Origin of the sequence: Pseudoclavibacter sp. AY1F1 (assembly GCF_002931075.1) — a bacterium.
GTDB lineage: Bacteria > Actinomycetota > Actinomycetes > Actinomycetales > Microbacteriaceae > Pseudoclavibacter.
Window position 1 is genome coordinate 799742 of the sequence record NZ_PSTQ01000001.1, and the last position, 14657, is coordinate 814398.

The 14657-nt window shown below is 67.1% G+C and carries 11 protein-coding genes; 7 read left to right on the plus strand and 4 right to left on the minus strand.

The genetic code is table 11. The annotated features are described in order from the left end of the window. The first annotated feature begins 59 nt into the window (after window positions 1-59). The 5 genes from gltB to C5B85_RS03750 all read left to right on the plus strand — a co-directional run bounded on the left by gltB (window position 60) and on the right by C5B85_RS03750 (window position 9930). The gene (gltB, locus tag C5B85_RS03730) at window positions 60-4628 is read left to right on the plus strand and encodes a glutamate synthase large subunit (protein WP_258070562.1); all 4569 of its coding nucleotides are present in this window, start codon (window positions 60-62) and stop codon (window positions 4626-4628) included. Beyond that, complete coding sequence (locus C5B85_RS03735) at window positions 4621-6081, plus strand: glutamate synthase subunit beta (RefSeq protein WP_104284670.1); 1461 nt, start codon at window positions 4621-4623, stop codon at window positions 6079-6081. The genes gltB and C5B85_RS03735 overlap by 8 nt, the downstream gene beginning before the upstream one ends. Window positions 6082-6136: 55 nt before the next feature. Then, a complete protein-coding gene (pyk, locus tag C5B85_RS03740) occupies window positions 6137-7594 on the plus strand; it encodes a pyruvate kinase (RefSeq protein WP_104284671.1) in 1458 nt (485 codons plus the stop codon). A 142-nt stretch (window positions 7595-7736) separates the two neighbouring features. Then, a complete protein-coding gene (locus C5B85_RS03745) occupies window positions 7737-8762 on the plus strand; it encodes an alpha/beta hydrolase (RefSeq protein ID WP_258070563.1) in 1026 nt (341 codons plus the stop codon). 64 nt (window positions 8763-8826) lie between these two features. Beyond that, window positions 8827-9930: an NADH:flavin oxidoreductase/NADH oxidase gene (locus C5B85_RS03750; RefSeq protein WP_104284672.1), complete on the plus strand. Its 1104-nt coding sequence runs from the start codon at window positions 8827-8829 to the stop codon at window positions 9928-9930. Window positions 9931-9962: 32 nt separating this feature from the next. Here the strand turns inward: C5B85_RS03750 and C5B85_RS03755 are convergent, their stop codons facing one another. Then, complete coding sequence (locus C5B85_RS03755) at window positions 9963-10421, minus strand: MarR family winged helix-turn-helix transcriptional regulator (RefSeq protein ID WP_104284673.1); 459 nt, start codon at window positions 10419-10421, stop codon at window positions 9963-9965. Window positions 10422-10475: 54 nt separating this feature from the next. On the opposite strand from C5B85_RS03755, the gene C5B85_RS18915 reads away from it, so the two are divergent. Beyond that, complete coding sequence (locus tag C5B85_RS18915) at window positions 10476-10715, plus strand: hypothetical protein (protein WP_146077833.1); 240 nt, start codon at window positions 10476-10478, stop codon at window positions 10713-10715. Between the two features lie 10 nt (window positions 10716-10725). Here the strand turns inward: C5B85_RS18915 and C5B85_RS03760 are convergent, their stop codons facing one another. Together C5B85_RS03760 and C5B85_RS03765 are read right to left on the minus strand one after the other, a co-directional pair. Beyond that, window positions 10726-11079, minus strand: coding sequence for a DoxX family protein (locus C5B85_RS03760; RefSeq protein WP_104284674.1), 354 nt, complete (start codon window positions 11077-11079; stop codon window positions 10726-10728). Next, a complete protein-coding gene (locus C5B85_RS03765) occupies window positions 11079-11696 on the minus strand; it encodes a TetR/AcrR family transcriptional regulator (RefSeq protein WP_104284675.1) in 618 nt (205 codons plus the stop codon). Before C5B85_RS03765 ends, C5B85_RS03760 begins: the two co-directional genes overlap by 1 nt. Window positions 11697-11905: 209 nt before the next feature. Here C5B85_RS03765 and C5B85_RS03770 point away from each other — a divergent pair, with 209 nt between their 5' ends. Continuing rightward, complete coding sequence (locus tag C5B85_RS03770) at window positions 11906-13480, plus strand: HNH endonuclease signature motif containing protein (protein ID WP_146077834.1); 1575 nt, start codon at window positions 11906-11908, stop codon at window positions 13478-13480. Window positions 13481-13620: 140 nt separating this feature from the next. Here C5B85_RS03770 and C5B85_RS03775 read toward each other — a convergent pair whose 3' ends face one another. Then, the gene (locus C5B85_RS03775) at window positions 13621-14571 is read right to left on the minus strand and encodes a hypothetical protein (protein WP_104284677.1); all 951 of its coding nucleotides are present in this window, start codon (window positions 14569-14571) and stop codon (window positions 13621-13623) included. Between the last annotated feature and the right edge of the window lie 86 nt (window positions 14572-14657).

Genomic DNA, 14657 nt, shown 5'->3' on the forward strand with positions numbered 1-14657 from the left:
ATCAGTCTTCTGTCGAGTCCGCCAAGTGACCCATGGCACCACCGACGAGGGGACGAGTTATGACCTCCGCCGCCTTTCCCACGAATGGCTACCCGACAGCAGCAGGCTTGTACGACCCTGCGAACGAACGCGATGCCTGCGGGCTTGCCATGGTTGCGACTCTGCGTGGCACGCCTGGTCACGACATCATCGATCACGCGCTCGACGCGCTGCGCCACATGGAGCACCGAGGTGCGGTCGGTTCTGACGCTGGCACGGGCGACGGCGCCGGCATCCTGACGCAGATCCCTGATGAGTTCTTCCGCGCGGTGAGTGACTTCGAGCTGCCTGCCGAGGGCCGCTACGCAGTTGGCAACGCCTACCTGCCCGTCGACGCCGACGAGCGAGCGAGAGTCAAGGCGGGAATCGCGAAGCTGGCAGCGGGGGAAGACCTCCGCGTCATCGGCTGGCGCGAGGTCCCCGTGCAGCCGGACGAGCTCGGCAAGCTGGCTCGGGCAGCGATGCCGGTCATAGAGCAGTTGTACGTCCGCAGCGAGCGACAGAACTTCCGCGGCAACCCCCGCAAGGGCGCATCCCTCGACCGCCAGTGCTACCGCATGCGCAAGCGCGCGGAGCACTCGCTCGGCGTGTACTTCATGTCGCTTTCCTGCCGCATGATCACCTATAAGGGCATGGTGACGACGCTCCAGCTCGAGCCGTTCTTCCCTGACCTCGGTGACGAGCGCTTCGCGTCGAAGCTCGCGATCGTCCACTCGCGCTACTCCACCAACACGTTCCCGTCGTGGCAGCTTGCGCAGCCCATGCGCATGATGGCGCACAACGGCGAGATCAACACCGTACGTGGCAACAGGAACTGGATGCGTGCGCGCCAGTCGCAGCTCCGATCCGAGATTCTGGGCGACGTGTCCGACCTGTTCCCGATCGTCACCGAGGGGGCAAGCGACTCCGCGTCGTTCGACGAGGTGCTTGAGCTCCTCACGCTCTCAGGCCGGTCACTCTCGCACGCAGTGCACATGATGGTGCCCGCGGCATGGGAGACCGCGGAGGACCTGAGCGCAGAGGTCCGCGACTTCTACGAGTACCACTCGCTCATCATGGAGCCGTGGGACGGGCCGGCAGCGATGGCCTTCACCGACGGTCGCTACGTGTGCGCCACCCTCGACCGCAACGGGCTGCGCCCCGGCCGCTTCGTGCAGACCGCCGATGGGCTCATCGTCCTCGGCTCGGAGGTCGGCGTCGCGAGCCTCGACCCCGCCACCGTCATCCGCAAGGGTCGTCTGCGCCCGGGCCAGGTCCTCCTGGTTGACACCGAAGTGGGGCGCCTCATCGAGGACGACGAGGTCAAGCACGACCTCGCCGAGCTTCAGCCGTGGGGCGACTGGCTCGATGAGGGCCGGATCAACCTCGCCGAGCTCCCGGAGCGCGAGCATGTGACGCACACTCCCGCATCCGTCGAGCGCCGCCAGCGGACATTCGGCTACACCGAGGAGGAGCTGCGGATCCTGCTCGCCCCGATGGCGAAGAACGGCGCAGAGCCGATCGGCGCCATGGGCACGGACACGCCGATCGCGATCCTCACCGACCGCCCGCGTCTTGTCTTCGACTACTTCACGCAGAACTTCGCGCAGGTCACGAACCCACCGCTCGACGCGATCCGCGAAGAGGTCGTCACGAGCCTCACGACGAGCATCGGGCCGCAGGAGAACCTCCTGAGTGCTGGTCCAGAGCACGCTCGGCAGGTTGTCCTCGACTTCCCGGTGATCGACAACGACCAGCTCGCGAAGATCCAGCACATCGAGCAGCGGCCTGGCATCGACGCGGCGGAGACTCTCCGCGGCTGCTACCGGGTCGACGACGGCGTGGAAGGCCTGCGCAAGCGGCTCGAGGAGCTGTGCGAGGAGGCAGACCGCGCCATCGACGCGGGTGCCGGCTTCATCGTGCTGTCCGACCGCGACTCGAACCGCGACTACGCGCCCATCCCGTCGCTGCTCATGACAAGTGCCGTCCATCACCACCTCATCCGCACTGAGCGGCGGATGCGCGTCGGGCTCGTCATCGAGGCCGGCGACGTTCGCGAGGTGCACCACGTCGCCGTGCTGCTCGGCTACGGTGCCTCCGCCGTCAACCCGTACCTAGCCATGGAGTCCTGCGAGGACATGGTCCGCCAGGGCAAGCTCACGGGGGTCACCGAGGAGAAGGCGGTCGCGAACCTCATCAAGGCGCTCGGCAAGGGCGTCCTGAAGATCATGTCGAAGATGGGCATCTCCGCGGTCTCGTCGTACGCAGGGGCGCAGTGCTTCGAGGCCGTCGGCCTCTCGAACGAGCTCGTCGGCGAGTACTTCACCGGCACAGCGAGCAAGATCTCTGGCATGGGGCTCGAGGGCATCGCCCGCGAGAACGAGCTCCGACACCGCCACGCATACCCAGCCCAGGCCGCGCCTGCGTCGCACCGACCGCTCGACATCGGCGGGGAGTACCAGTGGCGCCGAGAGGGGCCGCCCCACCTCTTCAACCCGAACACGATCTTCCGTCTCCAGCACTCAACTCGCGAGGGTCGCTACGACATCTTCAAGGAGTACACGAAGCTCGTCGACGACCAGGCAGCCGAGACGATGACGCTGCGTGGACTGTTCAAGTTCAAGGTAGGAGAGCGTCCCCCTGTTCCGATCGATGAGGTCGAACCGGCATCGGAGATCCTCAAGCGGTTCCAGACGGGAGCGATGAGCTACGGCTCTATCTCGAAGGAGGCGCACGAGACGCTTGCCATCGCGATGAACCGGATCGGCGGCAAGTCGAACACCGGTGAGGGCGGCGAGGACGTCGAGCGTCTGCTCGACCCAGAGCGCCGCAGCGCGATCAAGCAGGTTGCATCCGGACGGTTCGGCGTGACGAGCATGTACCTGACGCACGCCGATGACATCCAGATCAAACTCGCCCAGGGCGCGAAGCCCGGTGAGGGTGGGCAGCTGCCCCCGACGAAGGTGTACCCGTGGGTCGCGCGCACGCGCCACGCGACGCCTGGCGTTGGGCTCATCTCGCCGCCACCGCACCACGACATCTACTCCATCGAAGACCTCAAGCAGCTCATCTTCGACCTCAAGCGGGCCAACCCGTCCGCGCGCATCCACGTGAAGCTCGTCAGCGAGAACGGCATCGGCGCGGTCGCCGCTGGAGTGACGAAGGCGCTCGCCGACGTTGTCCTCGTGTCCGGCCACGACGGCGGAACCGGTGCCTCGCCGCTCAACTCGCTCAAGCACGCGGGCACGCCCTGGGAGCTCGGCCTCGCCGAGACCCAGCAGACCCTCATGCTCAACGGCCTCCGCGACCGTGTGGTCGTGCAGGTGGATGGTCAGCTCAAGACGGGACGTGACGTCATCGTCGGCGCGCTGCTCGGCGCCGAGGAGTTCGGCTTCGCGACCGCGGCGCTGGTGGTGTCCGGCTGCATCATGATGCGTGTCTGCCACCTCGACACGTGCCCGGTCGGCGTCGCCACACAGAACCCTGAGCTTCGCGCCCGGTACACGGGGCAGGCAGACCACGTCGTGAACTTCTTCGAGTTCGTCGCACAGGAGGTGCGCGAGTACCTGGCCGAGCTCGGCGTTCGCTCACTCGACGAGATCATCGGCAAGCGCGAGCTGCTCGAGGTCGACGACGCAATGCATCACTGGAAGACCGAGGGCCTCGACCTTTCGCGTGTGCTGACCGGCCACGAGTTCGGCGACGCGCCGACGCGCAGCCTCGTCACGCAGGAGCATGAGCTCGACCAGCACTTCGACCAGAAGCTCCTCGAGTTGGCCGAGCAGGCGCTCGAACACGGCGAGACCGTCAAGGTGTCGCTGGATGTCATCAACACCGACCGCGCAGTCGGCACGATGCTGGGGCACCACGTGACCCTCAAGCACGGCGAGCACGGCTTGCCGGCGGGGACGATCGACATCGAGCTGCGGGGGACCGCGGGGCAGTCGCTGGGCGCATTCCTGCCCAACGGCATCCGCATCCGCCTGGTCGGCGACTCGAACGACTACGTGGGCAAGGGCCTGAGCGGTGGCGAGATCATTCTCCGCCCCGACGAGCGAGCCCCGTTCAAGTCGCACGAGAACGTCATCGCCGGCAATGTCATCGGCTACGGCGCAACCAGCGGGACGATGTTCCTGAGCGGCGTCGTCGGCGAACGCTTCCTGGTTCGCAATTCGGGCGCGACGGCTGTCGCGGAGGCCGTTGGCGACCACGCACTCGAGTACATGACCGGCGGCCTCGCCGTGATCCTCGGAGAGACGGGGAAGAACTTCGGCGCCGGCATGTCCGGCGGCATCGCCTACGTGCACAAGCTCGACCCGAAGCTCGTCAACCCCGACATGATCTCGACGGGGGAACTCGGCCTCACGACGCTCACGAGCGCGGATTCTGACATACTGCGCGACATCCTCGAGCGGCACTACAAGGAGACCGATTCAGAGCTGGCGGGCGAGATGCTCGACAACTTCGACACCGTCTCCAAGGAGTTCACGAAGGTGCTCCCTCGCGACTACGCGAAGGTCACCGAGATCCGCAACGCCGCCATCGAACGTGGTGGCGACCCTGACGACAGCAATACCTGGCACGAAATTCTGGAGGCGACCCGTGGCTGACCCGAGAGGATTCCTCACCAACCGCGAGCGAGAGCTGCCAAAGCGCCGCCCCGTTCCCGTGCGGATCATGGACTTCAGCGAGGTCTACGACCCGCAGGAGCCGACCCAGCTCCGTCGGCAGGCGGGACGCTGCATGGACTGCGGCGTTCCCTTCTGCCACCAGGGGTGCCCGCTCGGCAACATCATCCCCGAGTGGAACGACCTGACGTTCCGCGGCGACATGGCCGGAGCAAGCGAGCGGCTGCATGCCACGAACAACTTCCCGGAGTTCACGGGCCGCCTGTGCCCGGCTCCGTGCGAGTCTTCGTGCGTGCTCGGCATCAACCAGCCCGCGGTGACCATCAAGCGAGTCGAGCAGTCGATCGCCGACACGGCCTTCGCGGAGGGCAACGTGCGTCCGCACCCGCCCGAGCGCCTCTCGGGCAAGACCGTCGCTGTCGTGGGCTCCGGCCCCGCTGGCCTCGCGGCTGCCCAGCAACTGACACGTGCAGGCCACACGGTGGCGGTCTTTGAGCGGGACGACCGTATCGGCGGCCTCCTGCGGTACGGCATCCCCGACTTCAAGATGGAGAAATCCGTCCTCGACGCGCGCCTCTCGCAGATGCGTGCTGAAGGAACTCGCTTCCGCACCGGCATCGAGATCGGCCGGGACATCACCTGGGACAACCTGCGCCAGCGCTACGACGCAGTCGTGGTGTGCACCGGAGCCATCGTGCCGCGCGACCTTCCCGTGCCAGGCCGTGAGCTCAAGGGCGTCCACTACGCGATGGACTTCCTGACCCAGTCGAACCGCGTCGTCGCGGGTGATGACCTCGCCTCGCAGATCCACGCAGAGGACAAGCACGTCATCGTCATCGGCGGTGGCGACACGGGAGCCGACTGCATCGGCACGTCGCACCGCCAGGGCGCGACCTCGGTCACCAACCTCGCCATCGGCAAGGAACCACCGACGGAGCGCCCAGCTCACCAGCCGTGGCCAACCACGCCGACGCTGTTCGAGGTATCCACGTCGCACGAAGAGGGCGGTGAGCGCGCGTTCCAGGCCTCGACGGTCGAGTTCATCGGCGACGAGTCTGGCCGTGTTCGCGCGATCCGTCTCGCCGAGACCGAGTTCCGCGCAGACGGATCGCGTGGTCCGAAGGCAGGGACCGAGCGTGAGCTTCCCGCCGACCTCGTGCTCCTCGCCATGGGCTTCACCGGCCCGGAGCGCCACACGATCGAGCCGCAGCTCCAGCTGCCCTTCACTTCTCGGGGGGAGCTCGACCGCACCGCCGAGTACGAGACGGAACTCCCAGGAGTGTTCGTTGCGGGCGACGCGGGGCGCGGACAGTCCCTCATCGTCTGGGCGATTGCCGAGGGGCGTGCGGCAGCCGCCTCCGTCGACCGGTATCTTGAACAGTCGACGGAACTTCCCGAGCCGATCCTCGCTACCGAGCGCGCGATCTCGCTCTGAATCCGCCACCACGCGCCCCCTGGCGCACAACAGTTTCGACGAACCGGAGATATGCATGAGCCGTAGAGCGAAGATCGTCGCCACCCTCGGTCCAGCCGTCAACACCCCTGAAGGGATCCGCGCCCTCATCGGCGCCGGCGTCAACGTCACGCGCTTCAACCTCAGCCACGGTGACCACACCGTGCACACCGACAACTACAAGCTCGTGCGGGATGCGGCTGAGGAGCTCGGCGTTCCCGTCGCGATCCTGGTCGACTTGCAGGGCCCGAAGATCCGTCTCGAGAAGTTCGAGGACGGACCCCACGACCTCGCGGTCGGGGACATCTTCAAGATCACCTCTCAGGATGTGCCAGGCACGAAGGACCTCGTCGGCACGACCTACAAGGGCCTGCCCACCGATGTGAAGCCGGGCGACCCGCTCCTCATCGATGACGGCAAGGTGCTCGTGCGCGTCGTGGAGACCGACGGCGTGACCGTCACGACCCGCGTCGAGGTGCCAGGCAAGGTCTCGAACAACAAGGGCATCAACCTGCCGGGTGTCGCCGTGAACGTGCCGGCGCTGTCCGAGAAGGACGAGGACGACCTGCGCTGGGGTCTGCGCATCGGCGCCGACATCATCGCGCTCTCCTTCGTGCGCTCTGCCGAGGACATCAACCGCGTCCACGCGATCATGGACGAGGAAGGCATCCGCCTCCCCGTCATCGCGAAGATCGAGAAGCCACAGGCTGTCGAGAACCTCAACGAGATCGTCGACGCGTTCGACGGCATCATGGTCGCCCGCGGCGACCTCGGCGTTGAGCTTCCCCTCGAGCAGGTCCCGATCGTGCAGAAGAACGCGATCCAGCAGGCCCGCCGCTGGGCGAAGCCCGTCATCGTCGCAACCCAGATGCTCGAGACGATGATCGAGAATCCGCGTCCCACCCGCGCGGAGGCCTCCGACTGCGCGAACGCCGTCCTCGACGGCGCTGACGCGCTCATGCTGTCCGGCGAGACGAGCGTCGGCGCGTTCCCGATCGAGGCCGTCAAGACCATGGCGCGCATCATCGAATCGACCGAGACGCACGGCATGGACCGCATCCCGCCGCTTGGCACGAAGCCATTCACGCAGGGCGGCGCGATCACCCTCGCGGCGTCCGAGGTTGGCGAGTTCCTCAAGGCGAAGTACTACTGCGTGTTCACGGAGTCGGGCGACTCCGTGCGCCGTATGGCTCGCCTGCGCACTGAGATCCCCGTGCTCGGGTTCACCCCGTCGCCACACATCGCGCGTCGCATGAACCTCTACTGGGGTGTCACGGCGGCCATCGTCGACCGCGTCACCCACACGGACGAGATGATCGGCCAGGTCGACAAGTACCTCATCGAGAACGGCCTCGCCCAGGCTGGCGACGTCGTCGTGGTCGTGGCCGGCATGCCGCCGGGACGCGCTGGCACCACAAACGACCTGCGCGTGCACCGCGTGGGTGTCGATGACGACCGCTCCGTCCCAGCGTACGAAGGCAAGCACACCCGCTGAGCCCAGACATGTGCCTGAGAGGCCGGACAGGACCACAAGGTCCTGTCCGGCCTCTTGCTGTCTGAGCACCAGCCCGCCTGCCTGACGCCGGGTATCGTTTGAGCATGTCGACCTCAGAGACCGGTAGCGAGAAGTGACTCCAGTGCAGGGCTCCACGGAGATGGACTCCAGCGATTCGCTGGTCGCCTCGACGGCCTGGCGACCCGATGTGCTCGGCGCGGGGTTTTCCGCGCTCGACCTGCCGCTCAAGCCCGACCACGAGGGCGAGGTCGTCGCGACCCTCGTGCGAGGACCGCGGGCTGATCGCTTTGCGCGTGGTGCGGCTCGCGGCGCCGACGTCCTCTACGTGCACGGCTGGTCCGACTACTTCTTCCAGAAGCACCATGCGCACTACTGGGCAGGGGAGGGAGCGCGCTTCTTCGCGCTCGACCTCCGCAAGTATGGGCGCAGCCTCCGGGACCACCAGACGCCGGGGTTCGTGACCGACCTCGCGACCTACGACGAGGACCTGGACCGCGCCCTCGAGGTCATGGGACACGGCCCAGGGGGACACCGCAGGGGCAGGCACCCGCTCATCCTGATCGGGCATTCCACCGGCGGGCTCACGCTGAGCCTGTGGGCCGACCGACACCCCGGGCGTGCGGATGCGCTCATCCTCAACAGTCCCTGGCTCGAGCTGCAGACGCGAGCTGCGGTGAGGACCGCGCTCACGCCCCTCATGACGGTGGCCGCGCAGCTGCGGCCCACGGACACGTTCAACAACATCGACTTCGGCTTCTACACGCGCGCGGTCAAGAAGGAACTCGGCGGGGAGTGGGAGTTCGACGACCGCTGGCGGCCAACACCGAGCTTCACGGTGCGAGCCGGCTGGCTCAACGCGATCCTCGCCGGCCACGCGGCGGTCGCCGTTGGCCTCGACATCAAGGCCCCAGTGCTCACGATGCTGTCGTCGCGCAGCACCCTGTCGCCGATCTGGCATGACTCCATGCGCCGGACCGACTCGGTCCTGCGAGTTGATGACATCGCGAGGCGCTCGCTCAATCTTGGCGACACTGTCACGGTTCGGCGTCTGGATGGCGCCCTGCACGATGTGCTGCTCTCCGCACCCGACGTGCGCGCCAAGGCCTTCGAGGCGATGACCAGATGGCTCAAGGGCTACCTGAGCTGAGGGGAACATCCGCCGCAGCATCGCGGTTGGATTGCGTGTACCCCCTCCGAGCCGAAAGGTCAGCATGAGCCGTCTCTTGTCACCAGTCACCCTCCCGAGCGTGGAAGGCGACGGGCTGCCGCTCCGCAACGCGACCTTCCTGGCGCCCATGTGCCAGTACTCGGTGACGGAGCGTGACGGGCTGCCGACCTCCTGGCAGTTGGTGCATCTCGGAGCACGGGCCAGCGGCGGCTTCGGGCTGGTCTGGACGGAAGCGACCGCCGTGGTTCCTGAGGGCCGCATCTCGCCGGAGGACACGGGCATCTGGAGTGACGAGCACACGGAGGCGTGGAAGCCGATCGTCGACTTCATCCACTCGCAGGGCGCAGCTGCCGGCATCCAGCTGGCTCACGCAGGGGGCAAGGCATCCACGTACCCCGCGCTCCCCGATGCTGAACGAGGCACTGTTCCCGAGAGCGCAGGGGGGTGGATAGCCGAGGCCCCATCGAGCAGCGATGTCTTCGGTCTTGCACTGCCAGCAGCGCTCAGCGTGGAGAAGATCGGCGAGCTCGTGGCCTCCTGGGGCCGCGCGGCGCGACGTGCCCACGAAGCCGGTTTCGACGCACTGCAGATCCACGCCGCGCATGGGTACCTGCTGCACGAGTTCCTCTCGCCGCGCTCGAACCAGCGCGAAGACGAGTACGGGGGATCGTTCGAGAACCGAATCCGCTTCGCCCTCGAAATCGTGACCGAAGTGCGACGCAACTGGCCAGCTGAGAAGCCACTTGCCATCCGGTTCTCTGGCGAGGACTGGATCGAAGGTGGTTGGACGATCGCAGAGACCGTCGAGCTCGCCACCCGCGTCCACAAGCTTGGTGTCACAGTGTTCGACCTGTCGAGCGGCGGCATCGGGGCGTTCACGGGCCCGACTGGGCCCGGCTACCAGGTGACGCTCGCGCGCGCCGTACGCGAAGCGCTGCCCCAAAAGGGCACCTTCGTGACGGCCGTTGGCCAGATCACCGAGGCACGCCATGCCGAGGCTATCCTCGTGGCAGGAGACGCTGACGGCATCACAGTGGGGCGCGCCGCGCTCGCGAACCCAAACTGGGCCGTGCATGCGGCTGTCCAGCTGGGGGACGGACAGGAGCAGCTCGTCGCCCCGCAGTACTGGCGCGCAAGCATGGCCTAGCAGACCGCTCGGAGCCTTGCCGCCGAGGGTGGTCAGGCCTCGTCGCGCGTGGCCATATCCCCTTTGGCGGTCGTGGAGTCGGCCAGGAGCTGCGTAAGGGTGTCCTTGAGGGCCTCGAGCTCGGTTCGGCTCCATCCGAGTTCCGCGATGACCTTGACGGGCACCTCGACGGCTTTGAGCCGCAGCTTGCGGCCAGCCTCAGTGAGTCTGATCTCGACGGTACGCTCGTCCGCTGCCCGGCGCTGTCGGGTGATGAGACCGGAGGCCTCGAGGCGCTTCACGAGGGGGCTGAGGGTTGCCGGCTCGAGGTACAGCGCTTTGGCAAGCTGCCCGAGCGTCTGGCCGTCGTCCTCCCAGAGCCCGAGCATCACGAGGTATTGCGGGTGCGTCAGACCGAGGGGCTCGAGGATCGGACGGTACAGAGAGATGACGCTCCTGCTCGCAGCGGCGAGGGCGAAGCAGAGTTGCTTATCGAGAGCGAGGAGGTCCACTCCTCCAGCGTAGCGGTATCGACGCAGGGCACAAATAGTTAGTACACTAACTACATGCCGAGCGACAGACTCCCCAACCCGTACAAGGGTCAGCCTGGATGGTGGAACCGACTCAACCAGGCTCTCTTCCCGTTCATGGGTCCTGCCCAGGTGGGTACCGGGGGAGCCGTGCGAACCGACCCCGTGCGAGCCCCTGCGGCCTGCCGCGACTGCGGCCACCCGTACTCAGAGCACGAGATCCGGAGGGGCATTGGCGGCAACCAGCCGAGCAGCATCCTCTGCCCGCGCGCTTAGCTCGTTCGCGTCAGAGCGACACGGCGAGCGCAAGTGAGGCGAGGAGAAGCATCCCGAGGCAATTCAGCCAGAACTCGCGCCCGAGGAACCTGGCACGCACATGTGCGACCGTGGCGCAGATGAAGTAGGCGACGACGCCCACGTTGGCAGCGAAAGCAACACCGGGAACCCAGATACCCACGACAAGTCCACCTGCGGCGAGCAACTTGATCACGACGAGCAGCCACCACCAGTCACGCGGAAACTCGACGCCGTCCAAGCAGTCGCGGATGAACTTGGGCGGCCTGATCGACATAGCCGCGTCACCCGCGAGCACAATTGCGAGCACGAGGGTCGGCCACCACGGATCCGGAACGAGTGTCATCAGTGCTCCTTGCAGGCGCAGATCGCGGCGAAGGCGCCGCGAAGGTCGGTCGAGAGCGCCGCGGCGTCGACCGTGCGGCGGGCCGACGCGGTGAAGAGCAGCCCGACGTACGTGAAGTACAGCGCACCAGCCTTGGCCGCCGCCTCGTCAGAACTCGTGCACCCCCGCTCGGTGATCACAGCGCGAAACTCCTGGGTGAGCCCAGTCGCCAGGTCTGCAAAGAGCCGCGAGTCGTGGCCGCCGGAGACAAGGATGGAAGCGTAGACGCGCGCGAGATCGTCGTGGCGCGTGAAAAGGGACACAAACGGCGCAGTGAGTGCCACCAAGCGGTCGGGGCAGGCGCCTGACCTCCCCGCAGCGGAGATCGCTGTGGCGCGAGGGACACCACGATCAGCCACCCGCTTGTTGTGCTCCGCCTCGATCGAGCGATCGAAGACGCTCACGAGCAGTGCCTGCTTGTCACCGACAGCCATGACGGTACCCACACTGACCTGCGCCGCGTCGGCGATGCCACGCACGGTTGTCGCGGCGAACCCCTCGTCCTCGAAGAGACGCTCGGCGGCGTCGAGCACGCGGGCTTGCGTCGCGCGCTTGGTCTCCGCGCGTGTTGCTGGCATACGTGCACAATACCCTGAACACGTTCACTGAACTTGTTCACTGAGAGAATCCCACCGCGCCCTCGGTCGATTTAACCTGTCGATCTGGGGTGTTCAGACCGTAAACCATCATCGAAACTAGATACGAGTTTGGCTGAAAAAGGCTGGTCTGGAACTCGTCATTGATCCGGTCCAGTGGTAGGCTGGTGGTGATCTTGGGGGAGGTTACCGTGGCATCGCAGCCGGGGCAGGAAGCGCGTTGTTTGTCGTCGATGGAGACGGCTGTTGTAGATGCGCTCCTCGAGGCCCGAACCCAACTTTCCGGAGTTCCTGACGCGGAGATCGTGGTCGTGCTGCACGAGTTGGCGGCTCGTCGGCGGGTGTTGGATGCGGCGTTGGTGGAAGTGGCTGCCGAGATGCTCCGGCGGGAGGATGAGTCGCCGCGGTCGGAGACGGTCGCACGCAAGGCGGGGTTCCGGAATCTGGCCGGCATGGTCGAGCAGGTGCTCGGCGTGAAGCTGTTCGAGGCGAACACGCTCGTCAAGGTGGCTTCCGTGACGCGGGAGCGGATGGGGATGACGGGGGAGCCGATCCCCGCGAAGTTCGCAGCGGTGTCCCGGGCGGTTTCGTTGGGGGTGATGTCGGTGGCGCAGGCGGCCGCGATCACGAAGGGGCTTGAGCACACGCGTGACCGCGTCGACGTCGATGATCTCGCGCTGGCCGAGGCGGAGCTGGTGGCGTCGGCGTGTGGGGTGAACCCGGAGGATGAGCAGCCGGCGGTGCCGAAGGTGCTGGAGGTGCAGGCCGCGATGTGGGTGTCGTACCTGGATCCGGATGGTGACGAGCCGCGGTCGGAGAAGATCGCGGCGGAGCGGGGTTTGTGGTGGTCGCGGCGCGCTGATGGGGCGATCACGGGAAAGTTCGTCGCGACGCCCGAGCAGGGTGAGCAGCTGATCTTGGACATCGACGCGCTACTCTCGCCTCGCCGGGCGGTGGAGTTCCCCGCCGCGACGAGTTGCGGTGAGCCGCACGCCGCGGCCCTCGGCACGGACGGAAATCCGTGCGACGGTGACCACGCAGGCGCAGCCGTGGGCGCAGAAACAGATGCAGGGGCGGATGCAGGTACAGGCGCAAGCACGAGCTACGTCGGCGTCGAGGGTCACGAGGTGCAGGTTCCGTTGGAGGATCTGCGCACGCAGCCGCAGCGGCGCATGGACGCGCTCGCCTCGATTCTGACGTCCTACGCCGAATCGACCGACGCGCCCCGCATCGGCGGGGAAGCGCCCACGCTCGTCGTCGTGACCACCGAGGCTGGGCTCGAGGGAAACCCTGCGCGTCCCGAGGACGTGTCCCACTTCGAGCACACCGGCGAACCCGTCCCGGCGTCATTCGCCGCGAAAGTCATGTGCGACGGGTTCATCCGCGTCGCAGTCCAGGGGACGAACGGGGAGATCCTCGACCTCGGCAGGCGCCGACGACTCTTCACGACGGGCCAGCGACGGGCGATCTTCGTCAGAGACCGACACTGCCGAGCTCCCGGCTGCCGAGCGCCAGCACGCTGGTGCGAAACACACCACGCCGTGCCCTGGAGCGAAGGCGGACCAACCGACGTGAAAGACGGCATCCTGCTCTGCTCCTTCCACCACCACAAAGTCCACCGAGACAGACTCACCCTCATCCTGGGCGCCGACGGCAGGTGGAGAGTCGTCGCGACCGTCGGCCACCACGTCCGACGCCGGACCCCACGGCGCCGCGTCTACCAACACACCGACGCGCCCCGACCCGACTGGAACCGCAGAAGCTGAAACAGGAGAGTCTGGAACTGCCGCACCTGACACAATGTGCCTGAGAAGCGCGGCCCAAAGCGCGCCTAGCAGAGTGTCGACGGCCCAAGCGAAGCAAGCACCGCGGCTGGTCTCAGGCGGCTGGTCTCAGGCGGCCGGTCTCAGGCGGCCGGCAAGGACTCCAGCATGTGCTCCCAGGACCGGAGCACGTCCTGCCCGACCAGCCCAAGCTGCGTCAGCACGGCCACGCAGCGAGAGTGCTCGTCGTAGAGCTCCAGGGCCGTCGTCGGCCCCTGCGGGCCCCACGACGTCACCAGCAGGCACGAGCGCAGCGCCGAGAGGTCTAGCTCCACGATTCCCTCACCCAGTGACACGACAAGCAGACTGCCCACGCGCTCGACCAGGTGCACTCGGCCCGCACTCAACTGCAGGACAGCGCTCGACGGCACCCCGACGCACACCGGCAGACCAACGGAGCTCAGGTGCTCGAACAGCGCCGAGACCACCGAGCAGTCCACGCCGCGGCTGCTCCCGACCCCGCCAACGCCCCACACCCCGCGGGCCTCGCCCGAGCCGCCTCGCACCAGCGCCGCGTGACGATCGGCACCGCCGTCCTCGAACACGGCGTCGAGCTGAGCGAGCTGGTCGCCGTCGCGCCAGCCCGTCTCCTCAGCACGCGAGAGCTGCGCACGAGCGAGCTGCGCCTCCGTCAGCCCCCGAGAACGGCCGAGTTCCGAGAGGAGCTGCGCATCAGCTTCGGAGTGGACCAGCACGCGATGCACGAGGTGCCCAGAACTCGAATAGACGTAGAGAGTCGGCAGAGCGCCCGGCACCCCCTCGTCATGCGCGATGACAGCGGCGCCGAGGAGCGTCGGGCGCACCCGGAGCGTGATCCACGCAGAAGGGGGAACGAGCGCACTGCCGCAAGCCGTCGGGAGGTCGTAGCTGCCGATCTGGTGCATCGTGCACACAGCGTTCCGGGTTGTGGCCGTCGCCGTTCCGAATCCCACAAGCCCGTAGGCCAGCGCCTCCGGCGTGAGAGCAACCTTGCGAAGCATGGTGTGCGGGGAAGCGAGCAGCCTGTCGAGAGTGCCAGCTCCCTGCGCGCTCACCGGCCGGTGGTGCCCGGGGCTGGCGCTTGTGTGCCCGCGCTCGCCAGGCCCGCCGTGCCTCCGCCGCGCACACGGGCAGTTCCCGC